Here is a 15,286-nt window from a genome sequence, read left to right as displayed (position 1 = left end):
AAGGAGTCAGTTATGGTTAAGCACGAAAATAAAGACCCTCTGATGTTGGCGCGCCAACTGCCGAATAAATCCGTTGCCCTGATATTGGCAGGCGGCCGTGGCTCGCGTTTGAAAGATTTAACCTCTACCCGCGCCAAGCCAGCCGTTCACTTCGGTGGCAAGTACCGCATCATCGATTTTGCCATGTCCAACTGCCTGAACTCAGGGATCCGTCGTATGGGGGTGATCACTCAGTATCATTCCCATACGCTGGTGCAGCATATTCAGCGGGGCTGGTCGTTCCTGAACGAAGAGATGAACGAGTTCGTCGATCTGCTGCCTGCCCAGCAGCGCCTCAGCACCGAACATTGGTACAAAGGCACCGCGGATGCGGTCTACCAGAACCTCGACATCATTCGCCGCTATGAAGCGGAATACGTGGTGATCCTGGCAGGTGACCATATTTATAAAATGGACTACTCGCGCATGCTGATCGACCACGTCGAGAAAGGGGCGCAGTGCACGGTGGCCTGTATTCCGGTACCGCGCAAGGAAGCCAGCGAGTTTGGCGTGATGAAGGTGGACGATAACGATCTGATCCTCGAATTCCTGGAGAAGCCAGACAATCCGCCGGCTATGCCTGGCAACCCGGATATGTCACTCGCCAGCATGGGCATCTATATTTTCAACGCCAGCTACCTCTTCCAACTGCTGGAAGAGGATATGTCGACCCCTGACTCCACTCACGATTTCGGTAAGGATCTGATCCCAAAAATTACCGCGCAGGGTGCTGCCTGGGCGCATCCATTTACGCTTTCCTGTGTGGGATGTGGTCCGAATCTACCACCGTATTGGCGTGATGTCGGGACCCTGGAAGCCTACTGGCGCGCCAATCTCGATCTGGCTTCGGTAACGCCTGAGCTGGATATGTACGACCGTTCCTGGCCGATCCGTACCTATATGGAGCCACTGCCACCGGCCAAATTTGTGCAAGACCGTTCCGGCAGCCATGGCATGACCATGAACTCGCTGGTGGCCGGTGGGTGCATTGTCTCCGGTTCTGTGGTGGTGCATTCGGTGCTGTTCTCGAAGGTGCGGGTGAACTCCTTCTGCACTATCGACTCTTCAGTATTACTGCCCGATGTCAACGTTGGTCGCTCCTGCCGCCTGCGTCGCTGCATTATCGATCGCGCCTGCCATATTCCCGAAGGCATGGTGATTGGTGAAAACGCCGAGGAAGACAGCAAGCGTTTTTACCGCTCGGAAGAGGGCATCGTGCTGGTAACGCGCGAAATGTTGGCAAAACTGTAGCCATTCCGGCCGGAACCTAGGGCGTGGCAAGCCGCGCCCCTTATCTGCGTAAAGACGTTTTTACCGAATTTCAGGAGTGATAATGCAGGTTTTACACGTATGTTCCGAGATGTTCCCACTGCTTAAAACCGGCGGGCTTGCAGACGTGGTTGGCGCATTACCGACGGCGCAGATTGCCGCAGGAGCTGATGTTCGGGTGCTATTACCGGCTTTTCCTGACGTGCGCAACGGTATCCCGGACACGGTATTGGTTGCCGAGATCGACTCTTTTGCCGGGCGCGTAGGCCTGCGTTATGGCACCTATCATGGCGTGGGCGTTTACCTGATCGATGCCCCCTGGCTGTATGACCGGCCGGGCAGCCCGTACCACGATCAGTCGATGTATGCCTACCCGGACAACCACCGCCGTTTTGCCTTGCTGGGCTGGATGGCCTGCGAGCTGGCGAAGGGGTTGGATCATTACTGGCGGCCAAAACTGGTCCATGCTCACGACTGGCATGCTGGCCTGGCCTGCGCTTATCTGGCGGCGAATGGCCACCCGGCACGCTCGATCTTCACCGTACACAATCTGGCCTATCAGGGGCTATTCTCCGCCCACCATATGGCGGAGCTGTGGTTGCCATCGTCATTCTTGAATATCTATGGCCTGGAGTTTTATGGCCAGATGTCTTTCCTGAAGGCAGGCCTGTACTACGCTGACCATATCACCGCCGTCAGCCCGACCTATGCGCGTGAAATCACCCAGCCGGAGTTTGGTTACGGGATGGAAGGGTTGCTTCAGGAGCGGCAACGGCAGGGGAGATTGAGCGGCATTCTCAACGGTGTTGATGACAAGATTTGGGACCCGTCACACGATGCGCGCCTGGCGGCACGCTATGACGCCAACAGCTTGAAAAACAAGGCCAAGAATAAGGTTCATCTGCAAAAAGCCATGGGGCTGCAGGTGGATGAATCGTTGCCGCTGTTTGCAGTGGTCAGCCGTTTGACCAACCAGAAAGGGTTGGACCTGGTGCTGGAAGCCCTGCCAGCGTTGCTGGAACAAGGGGGGCAGTTGGTGCTGCTGGGGGCGGGGGACGCGGTATTGCAGCAGGCTTTCCTGGCCGCGGCGGCCGATTATCCGGAACAGGTCGGCGTGCAGATTGGCTACCACGATGCCTTCTCCCACCGCATTATCGGCGGAGCGGACGTGATCCTGGTGCCCAGCCGCTTTGAGCCTTGCGGGTTAACACAGCTTTATGGCCTGAAATATGGCACGTTGCCGCTGGTGCGCCGCACCGGTGGGTTGGCAGATACGGTGGTGGACTGTGCGCTGGAGAATTTGGCCGACGGCACTGCCAGCGGGTTTGTGTTTGATGATTGTAATGCTGTTGCCCTGGGCAATGCCATTCGGCGTGCTCTGGTGCTCTGGAGCAGGCCGAGACATTGGCATCACGTACAACGCCACGCCATGAGTCTGGATTTTGGCTGGCAAGTCGCGGCAAAGGAATATCTGTCGCTTTATCAACGCTTGTTGTAATCACGTACTTGGGATTGAATTACTATGACTTCACCGTTTAGTTACACCTCACCCACGGTCAGTGTTGAAGCGCTGAAACATTCCATCGCCTATAAACTGATGTTTATTGTCGGTAAGGATCCGGCTATCGCCACCCAGCACGACTGGCTTAACGCCGTGTTGTTTGCGGTGCGCGACAGGATGGTGGAACGTTGGTTGCGATCCAATCGCGCCCAGCTTTCACAAGATGTCCGGCAGGTGTATTACCTGTCGATGGAGTTTCTGCTCGGCCGTACGCTGTCGAATGCGCTGTTATCGATGGGGATTTACCAGGATATTGAGGACGCACTCGATGAGATGGGTCTGAACCTGAGTGAACTGCTCGAGGAAGAGAACGATCCTGGCTTGGGCAATGGGGGTCTAGGGCGGTTGGCTGCATGCTTCCTGGATTCGTTGGCCACGCTGGCGCTGCCTGGCCGGGGTTACGGTATCCGCTACGAATATGGCATGTTCAAACAGAACATCGTCGATGGCCAACAGATGGAGTCGCCGGATTATTGGTTGGAATACGGTAACCCTTGGGAATTCCCGCGCCACAATACCCGCTATAAAGTGCGTTTTGGTGGCCGCGTACAGCAGGAAGGGGCGAAGGCCCGCTGGGTGGAAACCGAAGAGATTATCGCCATCGCCTACGATCAGGTGATCCCAGGCTTCGATACCGATGCCACCAACACGCTGCGTTTGTGGAGCGCTCAGGCCAGTAATGAAATCAACCTGGGTAAGTTCAACCAGGGGGATTATTTTGCCGCCGTGGAAGATAAAAACCACTCCGAGAACGTCTCGCGCGTGCTCTATCCCGATGACTCCACCTATTCCGGGCGTGAACTGCGCCTGCGGCAGGAGTATTTCCTGGTTTCAGCTACTACCCAGGACATCCTCAACCGCCATTGGACGATGCACAAAACCTTCGACAATCTGGCCGACAAGATTGCCATCCACCTCAACGATACCCACCCGGTGTTGTCGATCCCTGAACTGATGCACCTGCTGATTGATGAGCACAAATTCAGCTGGCTGGATGCCTGGGAAGTGGTGGAAAAGGTATTCTCCTATACCAACCACACCTTGATGAGCGAAGCGCTGGAAACCTGGCCGGTCGATATGCTGGGCAAGATCCTGCCGCGCCACTTACAGCTGATTTTCGAAATCAACGATCATTTCCTCAAGCAGGTTAAGCAAGTGGTGCCGGGTGATAATCAATTGCTGGCACGGGTCTCCATCATTGATGAAACCAACGGGCGCAGAGTGCGGATGGCGTGGTTGGCAGTGGTCGCCAGCCATAAGGTGAATGGCGTCTCGGCGCTGCACTCCGAACTGATGGTACAGTCCCTGTTTGCCGATTTTGCTCGTGTATTCCCCGATCGCTTCTGCAATAAAACCAACGGGGTAACGCCGCGCCGCTGGCTGGGGTTGGCTAACCGGCCGCTATCTAAAGTGCTGGATGACAGCATTGGCCATAACTGGCGTACCGACCTTAGCCAGCTTGGCGAAATTAAAGCGAATGCGGATTACCCGAGCTTCTTGCAGGCCGTACAGGCTGCCAAACGGCAGAACAAAGAGCGGCTGGCGGCGTATATCGCCAAAAAGCTCAACGTGGTGGTGAACCCCGACGCGTTGTTCGACGTACAGATCAAACGGATCCACGAATATAAGCGGCAACTGCTGAACGTATTGCATGTGATCACGCGTTATAACCGTCTGCTGCAGGATCCTGATGCCAAACGCGTACCGCGCGTAGTGATCTTTGCGGGTAAAGCGGCTTCTGCCTACTATGCCGCCAAACAGATCATCCGCTTGATCAACGACGTAGCGAAGGTGATCAACAACGATCCGCGAGTGCATGATGATTTGAAGGTGGTGTTTATCCCTAACTACGGGGTGAGCCTGGCCCAGATGATCATTCCAGCGGCCGATCTCTCCGAACAGATCTCGCTGGCGGGGACCGAGGCTTCGGGTACCAGTAATATGAAGTTTGCTCTCAACGGTGCCTTGACCATCGGTACGCTGGACGGGGCCAACGTCGAAATGCTGGAACACGTGGGCGAAGAGAATATCTTTATCTTTGGCAATACTGCCGATCAGGTGGAAGCGCTGCGCCACGATGGGTATAACCCGCGTCAGTATTACGAGCAGGATGAAGAGTTGCATCTGGCTTTGACGCAGATTGCTACCGGTGCGTTCAGCCCCGAGGAGCCCAAGCGCTACAGCAGCCTGTTCGATTCACTGGTCAATCTTGGCGATCACTATCAGCTGTTGGCTGACTACCGCAGCTATGTGGATACCCAGGATAAGGTGGATGAGGTGTATCTCAATCAGGACGACTGGACCAAACGCGCGATACTCAATATCGCCAACATGGGCTACTTCTCTTCCGACCGCACGATCCAGGAGTACGCGGACGAGATTTGGAATATCAAACCGATAAAGCTGTAATAGTCAAGGGCCGGATCACCGGCCCTTGAATTTAACTTGTTGCGTCCCGTATGCCGTAGGGGCGCTGCATGCTGCGCCCGTCTACTCACAGCTCAATCAAGACGCCAATGACAACGCTTTTGGTTTGGCATTTTCTGCCAGCCAGGTTTTCACCCGCGCCTGCTGTTCTTCGCTGAGCCACATCCCCAGTTTGGTACGGCGCCACAGGGCATCATCCAGCTCGACAACCCACTCTTTCTCTACCAGATAACGCAGTTCAGCTTCGTACAGGTCATGGCCGAAATCTTCACCCAAATCGCTCAGGCTATTGGCATTGGCCAGGATAATTTCGCTATGGCTGCCATAGGTGCGAGCGTAACGGCGAGCCAGAGACTCCGTCATCCAGCCGTGCTGACGGCGCAGTTTAGCGGCATAGCTATCGCGATCGCCGTCAATATTGCCTCCTGGCAGGGAACCGTTTTTGGTCCACGCTGGGCCACAGCCAGGATAGTAGTGAGCCAACTTCTCCATCGCATGCTCGGCTAGTTTGCGGTAGGTGGTGAGTTTGCCACCAAACACGGAAAGCAGTGGGGCTTTGCCCTGCTCGTCATGCACATCCAGCGTATAGTCGCGAGTTACGGCCTGCGGTGAGTCAGATTCGTCATCACACAGTGGGCGTACGCCAGAGTAGGTCCAGACGATATCGTCACGGCCCAGCTGTTTTTTGAAGTGATCGTTATACACCTTCAACAGATAGTTGATTTCGTTATCGTCGATCTTCACGTCTTTCGGATCGCCGTGGTATTCCACGTCGGTGGTGCCGATGATGGAGAACTCGTCCAGCCACGGAATGACAAATACGATACGGTGATCTTCGTTCTGCAAGATATAAGACTGTGGCTGGTTATGTGCCCGAGGTACCACGATATGGCTGCCTTTGATCAGGCGGATACCGTAAGGAGACTTGAGCTTCAGGCCATCGTCGAAGAAATGTTTTACCCATGGGCCGGTGGCGTTTACCAGGCCTTTGGCGCGCCAGGTAAAGGTTTTGCCGCTGTCGACGTCGATGGCTTCCACCATCCACAGGCCATTTTCGCGCCAGGCGCGGGTCACTTTGGTGCGAGTGCGCACTTCGCCACCGCGTTCGGCTACGGCTTGGGCGTTCAGCACGACCAGGCGCGCATCGTCTACCCAACAGTCAGAATATTCGAAACCGCGCTTTAAGTCCGGCTTCAGGACGGACTCTGGTCCAAAGCGCAAACCCTTACTGCCTGGCAGGCTGGTGCGTTTGCCCAAATGATCGTACAGGAACAGGCCGATGCGGATCATCCAGGCCGGGCGCAGATGGGGCTGATGCGGCAGGCGGAAACGCATTGGGAAGGCGATGTGCGGTGCCAGTTTCAGCAGCACTTCACGTTCGGCCAGCGCTTCGCTGACCAGACGAAACTCGTAGTGTTCCAGGTAGCGCAGGCCACCGTGGATCAGTTTTGAACTGGCGGAAGACGTAGCACAGGCCAAGTCTTGCGCTTCCAGCAGCAGTACGGACAGCCCACGCCCGGCTGCATCGGCTGCGATGCCGGCTCCGTTGATACCACCACCGATAACGATCAAGTCTTTGGTTTCCACGTTAACTTCCTCCTGGTGTTCGAAATAGCTCTTTTATGTTCGTTTTCGCTCATTATTGTAATCGGAAACCAACAAGCAAGCCAAGAGTTAACCAAACAAAAACATTCTTGCGTGATAGAGATAACAGTTTGGTGATAGTAGGTATACAAATTGAAGGGATATTTGATGCAGCTTTCGCTTAGCCACATCCGCCGCAAACCCATGCCCATTGCGGGCGTGGATATAAGGAGGTTTTTGATTTTGGTGACGAAGCGACTGGGGTGGATAAGAGGATGAACATAAGTATGGGTATCATTTCAATCCTGACAACGCTTCCTCCATTAACTGGCCAAGCATGGTCCGCGCAGTGAGATTCTCACCGTCGGCCTTGGTCTGCTCAAGTGTGATCCCCAGATTTCCGAGTGTTGGCAGAAGGTTGCCCGCTATGTGCAGATCTCCTGGCATGCCAAGGCGTGTGCGCACGGTCAGGCCAAACCCGGCCTTAACCGCAGCCCAGATACCGCTCAGACTGTGGCTGACAAACATTACCCGCCAGGGGATCCCTGCATCATCCAGGCTGGCAGTAGCACGCGAGCGCATCAGGCACGGGCTTTCAAACATCACCAGTGGTAGCGGTTCACCTTTTGCCAGCAGACTAGAAAGATCCAGGTCCGGATGGTAAATCCACTCTAGCTGGCGTTCGCCTAACCGTCGGCCTTCGCGTATCTGTGCATCTGGCTGCCACATGAGTGCCATATCGACCGTTTTATCGTCTAATGCGGTTTGCAGCGCACGTTGACGGTCAACCCTGGCGATGATCTTCAGCTCTGGATGATGGCGCCTGAACTGGCCGAGGATCCCTGGCATCAGCGATTCACCAAAATCCTCCTGCATACCAATGCTTATCTCCCCCTTTAACAATTCTCCTTTCAGAGCACGCTGTGTTTCATCGTTTAGCTCCAGCATGCGCCGCGCATAACCCATCAGCATTTCACCCTGAGGGGTCAGTTCCAGATGACGGCCCTTTTTCATCACCAATGTCGCATTGCACTGCATTTCCAGCTTTTTCAGCTGGGCGCTGACGGCGGAAGTGGAGCGGGACAGGCGTGTTGCCGCTAGTGCAAAGCTGCCACATTCAATGCCGGTAACAAAGCTGCGGAGTGCATCCAGATCCAGCGCGGGTAAAAGCTTCTTCATTATCATCCTTATATTCAGGATGGTTGGTCCTGATTAATTCGATTTTCAGGATGTGACTATCGCGCCAGAATGGGCTGACTGTCAATACGGAGAGAATGCCATGACCCAATCCACCGACCGAGACATGCTTGCCCGACTGGCCCCCAAACTGGCTGAATTGAGCAAGGAGGTTCTTTTTGATGATATATGGCAGCGCGGTGAGCTCTCCCCGCGTGATCGCAGCCTGATAACATTGTCTGCTCTGGCAGCGCTAGGGCGGGTGCAACAACTACCGTGGCACCTCGATTTTGCTCGGAAAAATGGTCTGAGCCACCAGGAGATTATTGAAGCGTTCACCCATTTGGCTTTTTATGCAGGCTGGCCGGCCGCAGTATCTGCAATCGGTTGTATTGATGAGGAGAGTATCTGATGCCCTTCAGCCGAATTACACTTCGCCAAGGCTACAGTGAGACACAACTTCAGAAAATTTCTGACATTCTGCACCAGAGCCTGACGGAGGAGTTTGGCGTTCCGCCAGACGACCGTTTTCAGGTCATAGACACGCTACCTGCCAGCCAGCGCATTTTTGACCGGCATTATCAGAGTGGTGAACGCAGCGACAACTTTATCCTGTTTCAGATCATCGCGGGAAAGCCGCGTACCGTCGGGCAGAAACAGAGTTTTTACCGTGTGCTGAGTGAGCGCCTGAACAGGGGGCTGAATATTCATCCCGATGATGTCATGGTGATTATTCAGTTCAACAACGCCGCTGACTGGAGCTTCAGCAATGGCCGCATGTATTGCCCTGGGTGATGAGCTAATTTGTGGCACGTTAGGCCCCCTCTCCATTTGGTGAGGGGGCGGGGCGATCAGCAGAGTTCCAGCTGTACGTCGTACTGTTCGATAATCTTCATCACGCTAGGCGGTGGAGCCTGATCGGTAAACAGATAGTCGATCAGGTTCATGTTACCCAGGTTCACCATCGCGTTACGGCCAAATTTGGAATGGTCGGTAACCAACATCACGCAGCGGGAGTTTTCGATAATCGCGCGTTTGGTTCGCACTTCGTGATAGTCGAATTCGAGCAACGAACCATCCATATCGATGCCGCTGATGCCAAGAATGCCGAAATCAAGGCGGAACTGGGAGATAAAGTCCAGCGTGGCTTCGCCCATAATGCCGCCATCACGGGTACGGACTTCGCCACCGGCCAGGATCAGGCGGAAATCCTCCTTGGCGGTGAGCAGTGTGGCCACGTTCAGGTTGTTGGTCACGACCCGCAGATTTTTATGGCCCATCAAGGCGTGGGCTACCGCTTCCGGCGTGGTACCAATATCGATAAACAGCGTGGCACCGTCCGGTATCTGGCTGGCTACACGTTGGGCGATGCGGGCTTTCTCTTCCGACCACATCACCTTACGATCGTGATAAGCGGTGTTCACCGAACTGGAAGGTAACGCAGCCCCACCGTGATGACGCTGTATTTTGTTCTGATCGGCCAGGTCATTCAAATCACGGCGAATGGTCTGCGGGCTGACGGCAAAGTGCTCCACCAGCTCTTCCGTACTGACATATCCCTGTAGGCGCACTAATTCGATAATTGCGTCATGACGCTGTGTTTGCTTCACGATATTCCCCTAATACACCGATGTGCCTGGTTGTTATTGTTCGTTGTGCGCGCGATGCCGCGTATCCCAGAATGCCATTAATAACCCTATCACTAAACCGGCAACGTGTGCCGCATTGGCGATCGACATTCCTAAAATATCGAAATAACCGGCCACCAGCCAGAGCGCGGAAAAGACCATTAAGCCCCTTGGCAGGTTCAAACCGCGTTCCGGTGCGCGTTCTCCGCTCAGCCAGACGTAGCCCATCAGCGCGTAAACTACCCCGGAAAGCCCACCGAACAGCGCACCGCTGAACAACGACTGCGCCCAGCCACTGAAAAAGGCCGACACTACGGCGATCACAAATAGCTTGCCGGTGCCGAGGAGTTTTTCTAGCGGACCACCAAGATACCACCACCACATCAGGTTAAAAGTAATGTGCAGCAGCGAGAAGTGCAGAAACGCATGGCTGACCCAGCGCCACAGCTGGCCATATTGCGAGCTGTTTTGCGGCCAGGAGAGCCAGAACATGACGGTATCATCGCCCAGCACCTGCATCAGGATATAGACCAGAATACACAGGCTCATCACCGTCAGCGTCAGTGGCCCGGCCTTGCTGCGGATGATTTGCAGGTAAGAAAACTGTTGATACTGTAGACCGGCATCGGTGCTGCCTGCCTGCCAACTGGCGGCCTGATAGCGGCGGTTAAACGGATCGAGCAGGAACTGTTGCAGTTCGTGTTGCACCTGCTCCAGATGGGCCTCGTCCGCCAGCCAGATTTCGGCTGCATCGCCCGTGGCGCGGACTTCAAGTACAACCCCCTGCGTTGCCATGTAATCGACAAAGGCCTGCGCCAGGCGAGGGTTGGATACGGCGATCACTCGAACCATAGATTTTCCGTCTAAGTAGATGACTTTGGCCACGGGCAAAACCGCCGATGGCATTGGCGGCTGATTATACCGTTGAAATCCTGAGCGCAGGGAAGGGATCTGACAAAAACAGTGCAGAATTCAGCAATTGGCCGCCCAGAAAGGCGGCCTAATGGGGATCAAGCGGAAGTCTCAACGTCCTGTGGGAACTGGCGGGCCCAGGCCTCAAAGCCGCCATCAATACTGTAAACCGCGTCAAACCCCTGATGCAGCAGATACTGTGCGGCGCTGCGGCTGCTGTTGCCGTGATAGCACATGACCATCACTGGGCGATCGAACTCGTTCTGCTGCATAAAGGCGGACAGGGTGGCGTTGGTCAGATGAAAAGCGCCTGGCGTATGTCCAGCCTCAAAGCTTTGTGGATCGCGGATATCAACCAGTGCGGCGCTACCGTCTTTCAGGCGTTGGTGTGCCTGCACAACGTCGATCGTTTCAAACTGTTCCATAACTGCAAAATACCGGGTAATGGGATAATGTCTTTATTGTATCCAATTTCTGCAGGTATTAGACCAGAGCAACGGCAGGGTCTTTACCCCCGCCGTCTTGCAGCCGTAGCATTATTACCAGCGATAGCTCACACCCAAGGTGCCGCCGTAATCCTGGTAGCTGTTGGCTCCCATGGTGATCCCGCCTTCAAACCACAGCTGCATGTTGTAAGTACTAGGCGAATGCAGGCCTAATTTGACCTCAAACAGATCATCCAGCGAATTGGATTCTACCCGCGTATCATTAAAATTGACCGTGTTCTTGCCACTATTATGCCACCAGTTGGTGGCGAGATAGGCGGTAGTATAATCGTCTTGATCGCTGTACCAGCGAATACCGACGCGTGAAGTAAAGTTTGGCGCATCGGCCTGATGAATATAGACGCCTGCCGGATCCTGATAATTATCGGCATCAAAGCGGTTATAAATAATCTGCAGCTGTGGCTCGATAATCAACTCGAGTGCTGAAAAAGGCTGCAAGGCATAGCCGGTTTCCAGCGAGGCGCTAAAGCCGGTGCTGTCATAATTCTGCTTGCCTTGGGCATAGGTCACGCTGTTGTTAAACCAGGCATATTGCAGCCAGGTATCCACATACGCCCCAGAATGCTTTTTCTTATCCTGATACCAGGTGCTGTAAGCGCCGATAGAATAGCCGTCGACTTTACCTTCGGATGAGAGGGTGGCGTTGTTAGCGCTGCTCTTGGCGTGGCCGTAGCCGGTCATCAGGCCTGCCGTCCACTCTTCTTTGTTGTTATCCAAGGCCAGCAAATCGCCGCCAAGCATAAAGACCTGACGATCCATATCGACGGGCAAGCCGTTATCGCCCGCGCTCAGATCCTTGCTGTGATAACCCGAAACTCGCATCCAGAATTGACTGTCCCCTGGCGCGGTCTTTCTTTGGTGCAGGGTATGAGAAAATAACGTTGATGCGGCAACCTGATTCCCCAGATAAACCCCGGCGTCGGGCCGAGAACTATAATCGATGAGGGTTTCCGTGCTCGCCATGGCCGGAGAGGTGGCAAGATAAATCCCTGCCACAATAAGTGTTTTCCTGTTTATTGCCACAATCCCAACTCCCTATGGAAATTTGCCGCAATAGTACCCAGATGAAACGATAATGTCATGAGAAAACCGGCGGGCTTTAGATTAACCGCTGGTGATATCGCTCTACCTATTTATTTGGTGGATATATCAGGCTCTATATATTATCTAAACTATAGGTTACTTAATAAAAGGAGGATTAATGCTCATCTTGGGAAATCACCCAGAATGACAAAAATAGAGAGCAAGGCAGTGGAGTAAAGATGAAACCAGCTGTGTACAGTCACCCCTTACGGATTTAGGGTCGAACGCAGTTGTCAAATGTGGCACGTTCGGTCCCCTCTCCCTGTGGGAGAGGGTTAGGGTGAGGGGCGCTACACCGGGCTTAACCTACTGATCTGCTTTTAAACTATGCGCCATAACCCATCATTTTCAGCAACTGCTGCGCCTGCTGCACCGCTTCCTGCCGATGTGCGACCCCCAGTTTCTGGTACAGATTACGGATATGGGTTTTGATGGTGGTGGCCGCCACGGCCAGTTCCCCGGCGATCTGATCGTTGCTGTAACCGGAGTAAATCAGGCCCAGCACCTGCCATTCACGCTGTGTCAGCGGGCTGGTGCGGATCAGCTCCGGCACTTGTGGGTGAGTTAGCAGCTTATCAACGAAGTTCTCGTCAAAATGGGCGAACTTGTGTCGGTGATGCTGGTTGATATCGCGCAGAATGCGCTGGGCGCGATGCTGTTCCATCTCCGGCAGCGTGTTGAGCTGGATCAGTTGACGCAACTGCTGCGCCATAGCCTCTCCCTCGATCACAAAGTGGCTGATAAACCCGGTGCGATTAGCCAGCGAGAGCGATTCTATCAGCGCGCGCTGGGCATCCACTTTGCGGTCCATCTGCCAGTAGAGGTGGTTACTGAGCAGCAGATTACGGTTGAGATCGCTCACCAACCGCAGGCGGCGGGCATTTTCGTTCAGCTCGTCCAACACCACTTCGGCTTCTTCGTACTGCCCAAGCAGGATCTGCACGCGGGCGATATTACGCCATTGCCCCTGCATAAAGTGGTTGTTGGCCATCCCCGGTTTTTCGGTATGGCGCAGCCAATTGGCCGCTGCGGTGGTATCCCCGGTCATCTGCCAGTGGATCACCCTGGGTTTATCGGCATTGGTCAGCCAGTCTCGGTGATACTGCGAGCCATGCAGCAGGACTTCGCTGCGCAGCAGGTGAGCATTGGCATTATCCAGATCGCCACGCGCCAGCGAGCATTTCGCCAACATCGCCAGGCATTGCAACTGTTGCTGCGGCTGGTAGTTAGCCAACACCTTCAGCCCTTCACGTGCCGCTTCTTCGGCTTCGTCCAACCGTGACCACGACCATAGTACCTGCGAGCGAATGCGCAGCAGGAATTCGTGCATCGGTAACTGCTCCAGATGCTGTTCACGCACCAGTTCGAAGGCCTTATCCTGCGTTTCATAGGCGGCTTGCAGGAACCCTTGTGCGATCAGAATTTCGCTCTGCTGCAACAGCGCCCACAGCGCATAGTGATAAGCCTGATGGCGGCGAGCCATCTGTTCGGTTTGCTGCATCATGGGCAACGCGCGTGCCAGTTCTCCCTTGCAGTGGTGAACCTCACCGGTGACCGAGGTGGCCACTATGCGGCTGTAATAGCTGGATAGCGGCAGGAATTTCAGCGCCTCGGTGGCCAGGCGTTCGGCCTCTTCCGGTTTACCGGCGTTGATCGCCACCTGAGCACGCAGCGCGTCAAATTCAGCATGCAGAGTCTGGTCAATGACGATCTTTTGCTGGAGCATGGCCTGTTCGGCGCGTTCCAGCTGGGTATTCACTTCGCTGTAACGATGCTGGCTTTGTGCCAGCCAGGCTTGCAGCAGGGCCAGTTTCGGGTTCTGGATCAGCCGTTCGTACGGCAGGGCATTCAGACACTCTTCCAGCAAGGCCAGTTCGCTGTGATGGAACAACGACCAGGCATGTTGCAACAGGATATCGCGTAACATGCTGACATCGCTGGCTGCCAACGCATGGTGAATGGCTTCCGCCGGGTACCCGAGCGCCAGCCAACCTTCCGCCGCCGCATGGTGCAGGCCTGGCAGTTCCAGCGCCAATTCCCACTGGCAACGCTGGCGCAGGAACGAGGCAAACAGCGGATGGAAACAGAACCATTCGCCGGTGTCGTCCATACGGTGAATAAACAGGCCCTGGCGCTCAAGCTCTTCCAGGCGCTGCTGGCCGTTGTCTTCTCCGGTCAGGCGAACGATCAACGCGTCGTTCATCGAACGCAGTACCGAGCAGCGCAACAGGAACGCGCGGGCATCGGCATCAACGCGATCCAGCACCTCATCCACCAGATAATCGGACAGGTGGCTGGCGTTCAGCCCGGCCAGACGTTTGGCAGATTGCTGAGCGGAAGAGGTGGATTGACGGGCGGAGAGCGCGATTAGCTGCAAGGCGGTTGCCCAGCCCTCCACTTCGTCACACAGACGGCTGCTGTCATTGTGCTCCAGCGGGGAGGTAAGGCGGCAGTCAAAGAACTGTTTCGCCTCCTGATGATTAAAAGCCAACTGGCGCGTGCTCAGCTCTAACAGCTGATCGCGTACGCGAAGATTGGCAATCCCCAGGGGAGGCAGGGTGCGGGAAAGGATCAGCAGCGTCAGGTTTTCTGGCTGGTGGCGCAGGAAGAAACGCATCGCTTCATGGATCTGGTCATTGGTGATCAGGTGGTAATCGTCGATCACCAGGTACAGCGGCTGGTGCCAGTCAGACAGCTCGATAAACAGCTGGGCAAACAGCGCCGAAAGGTTGGCGTATTGGTGCTTCTGGCTTAGTGCCTCGCTTTTCACGCAGTGGCCAGTGGTGGCCTGTTGCAGCGCGGCGATCAGATAGCTGGCGAAGCGCTCCGGCTGGTTGTCGCTCTCGTCCAGGGAGTACCACCCCAGATCTGATTTGCCCGCAGCCCATTGTGCCACCAGCGTGGTCTTACCGTAGCCTGCCGGGCAATTGACCAATGTCAGGCGATAGTTCGCCGCACCGGCCAGCTTCGCCAGCAGACGATCGCGTACCACGGTATTTTGCAGCCGTACCGGACGGCTCAGTTTTGATGGGATCAGCATAATATTCCAGGTGTAAAGTGCGGTTCCCGCCGCCGAAGGACTGCCCGAAGGATTCATTTCA

Annotated in this window: 12 protein-coding genes; 5 read left to right on the top strand and 7 right to left on the bottom strand. The window is 55.0% G+C overall.

What is annotated here, in order from left to right; translation table 11 throughout:
* Positions 1-12: 12 nt before the first annotated feature.
* From glgC to glgP, 3 genes are all read left to right on the top strand, one after another.
* Entirely contained in the window at positions 13-1,290 is a 1,278-nt protein-coding gene (gene glgC / locus ACMV5I_RS13670; protein WP_024482770.1) for a glucose-1-phosphate adenylyltransferase, read from the top strand.
* 82 nt (positions 1,291-1,372) lie between these two features.
* Positions 1,373-2,806: a glycogen synthase GlgA gene (gene glgA / locus ACMV5I_RS13665; protein WP_414824586.1), complete on the top strand. Its 1,434-nt coding sequence runs from the start codon at positions 1,373-1,375 to the stop codon at positions 2,804-2,806.
* A gap of 24 nt (positions 2,807-2,830) precedes the next feature.
* Positions 2,831-5,278 (top strand): glycogen phosphorylase, encoded by a 2,448-nt coding sequence (glgP, locus tag ACMV5I_RS13660; RefSeq protein WP_414824585.1) that lies wholly within the window; start codon positions 2,831-2,833, stop codon positions 5,276-5,278.
* Positions 5,279-5,374: 96 nt separating this feature from the next.
* On the opposite strand, the gene glpD is transcribed toward glgP, so the two are convergent.
* Together glpD and ACMV5I_RS13650 are read right to left on the bottom strand one after the other, a co-directional pair.
* Positions 5,375-6,883 (bottom strand): glycerol-3-phosphate dehydrogenase, encoded by a 1,509-nt coding sequence (gene glpD, locus ACMV5I_RS13655; RefSeq protein ID WP_065684000.1) that lies wholly within the window; start codon positions 6,881-6,883, stop codon positions 5,375-5,377.
* 291 nt (positions 6,884-7,174) lie between these two features.
* A complete protein-coding gene (locus tag ACMV5I_RS13650; RefSeq protein ID WP_414824609.1) occupies positions 7,175-8,071 on the bottom strand; it encodes a LysR substrate-binding domain-containing protein in 897 nt (298 codons plus the stop codon).
* Positions 8,072-8,159: 88 nt separating this feature from the next.
* Between ACMV5I_RS13650 and ACMV5I_RS13645 the strand changes: the two genes are divergently transcribed.
* Together ACMV5I_RS13645 and ACMV5I_RS13640 are read left to right on the top strand one after the other, a co-directional pair.
* Complete coding sequence (locus ACMV5I_RS13645; RefSeq protein WP_021807438.1) at positions 8,160-8,468, top strand: carboxymuconolactone decarboxylase family protein; 309 nt, start codon at positions 8,160-8,162, stop codon at positions 8,466-8,468.
* On the top strand, positions 8,468-8,851 hold the full coding sequence (locus tag ACMV5I_RS13640; RefSeq protein ID WP_414824584.1) for a tautomerase family protein: 384 nt from the start codon (positions 8,468-8,470) through the stop codon (positions 8,849-8,851). Before ACMV5I_RS13645 ends, ACMV5I_RS13640 begins: the two co-directional genes overlap by 1 nt.
* 56 nt (positions 8,852-8,907) lie before the next feature.
* Here ACMV5I_RS13640 and ACMV5I_RS13635 read toward each other — a convergent pair whose 3' ends face one another.
* From ACMV5I_RS13635 to malT, 5 genes are all read right to left on the bottom strand, one after another.
* The gene (locus ACMV5I_RS13635) at positions 8,908-9,666 is read right to left on the bottom strand and encodes a DeoR/GlpR family transcriptional regulator (protein ID WP_021181740.1); all 759 of its coding nucleotides are present in this window, start codon (positions 9,664-9,666) and stop codon (positions 8,908-8,910) included.
* A gap of 33 nt (positions 9,667-9,699) precedes the next feature.
* Positions 9,700-10,536: a rhomboid family intramembrane serine protease GlpG gene (glpG, locus tag ACMV5I_RS13630; protein ID WP_024527602.1), complete on the bottom strand. Its 837-nt coding sequence runs from the start codon at positions 10,534-10,536 to the stop codon at positions 9,700-9,702.
* A 158-nt stretch (positions 10,537-10,694) separates the two neighbouring features.
* Positions 10,695-11,021, bottom strand: coding sequence for a thiosulfate sulfurtransferase GlpE (gene glpE, locus ACMV5I_RS13625; protein WP_021807441.1), 327 nt, complete (start codon positions 11,019-11,021; stop codon positions 10,695-10,697).
* Between the two features lie 114 nt (positions 11,022-11,135).
* A complete protein-coding gene (locus ACMV5I_RS13620) occupies positions 11,136-12,098 on the bottom strand; it encodes an autotransporter outer membrane beta-barrel domain-containing protein (protein ID WP_414824583.1) in 963 nt (320 codons plus the stop codon).
* Positions 12,099-12,510: 412 nt separating this feature from the next.
* The gene (gene malT / locus ACMV5I_RS13615) at positions 12,511-15,225 is read right to left on the bottom strand and encodes an HTH-type transcriptional regulator MalT (protein ID WP_021181728.1); all 2,715 of its coding nucleotides are present in this window, start codon (positions 15,223-15,225) and stop codon (positions 12,511-12,513) included.
* Between the last annotated feature and the right edge of the window lie 61 nt (positions 15,226-15,286).

Source organism: Serratia sp. T13T92 (assembly GCF_047530105.1).
Classification (GTDB): domain Bacteria; phylum Pseudomonadota; class Gammaproteobacteria; order Enterobacterales; family Enterobacteriaceae; genus Chania; species Chania fonticola.
This window is presented reverse-complemented; position numbering and strand designations above follow the sequence as displayed.

Excerpts from the sequence above, each read along its gene's own strand:
- glpE (WP_021807441.1), bottom strand. The coding sequence starts at position 11,021 with ATGGAACAGTTTGAAACGATCGACGTTGTGCAGGCACACCAACGCCTG.
- glpG (WP_024527602.1), bottom strand. The coding sequence starts at position 10,536 with ATGGTTCGAGTGATCGCCGTATCCAACCCTCGCCTGGCGCAGGCCTTT.
- malT (WP_021181728.1), bottom strand. The coding sequence starts at position 15,225 with ATGCTGATCCCATCAAAACTGAGCCGTCCGGTACGGCTGCAAAATACC.
- glgC (WP_024482770.1), top strand. The coding sequence starts at position 13 with ATGGTTAAGCACGAAAATAAAGACCCTCTGATGTTGGCGCGCCAACTG.
- glgP (WP_414824585.1), top strand. The coding sequence starts at position 2,831 with ATGACTTCACCGTTTAGTTACACCTCACCCACGGTCAGTGTTGAAGCG.
- ACMV5I_RS13645 (WP_021807438.1), top strand. The coding sequence starts at position 8,160 with ATGACCCAATCCACCGACCGAGACATGCTTGCCCGACTGGCCCCCAAA.
- glgA (WP_414824586.1), top strand. The coding sequence starts at position 1,373 with ATGCAGGTTTTACACGTATGTTCCGAGATGTTCCCACTGCTTAAAACC.
- ACMV5I_RS13640 (WP_414824584.1), top strand. The coding sequence starts at position 8,468 with ATGCCCTTCAGCCGAATTACACTTCGCCAAGGCTACAGTGAGACACAA.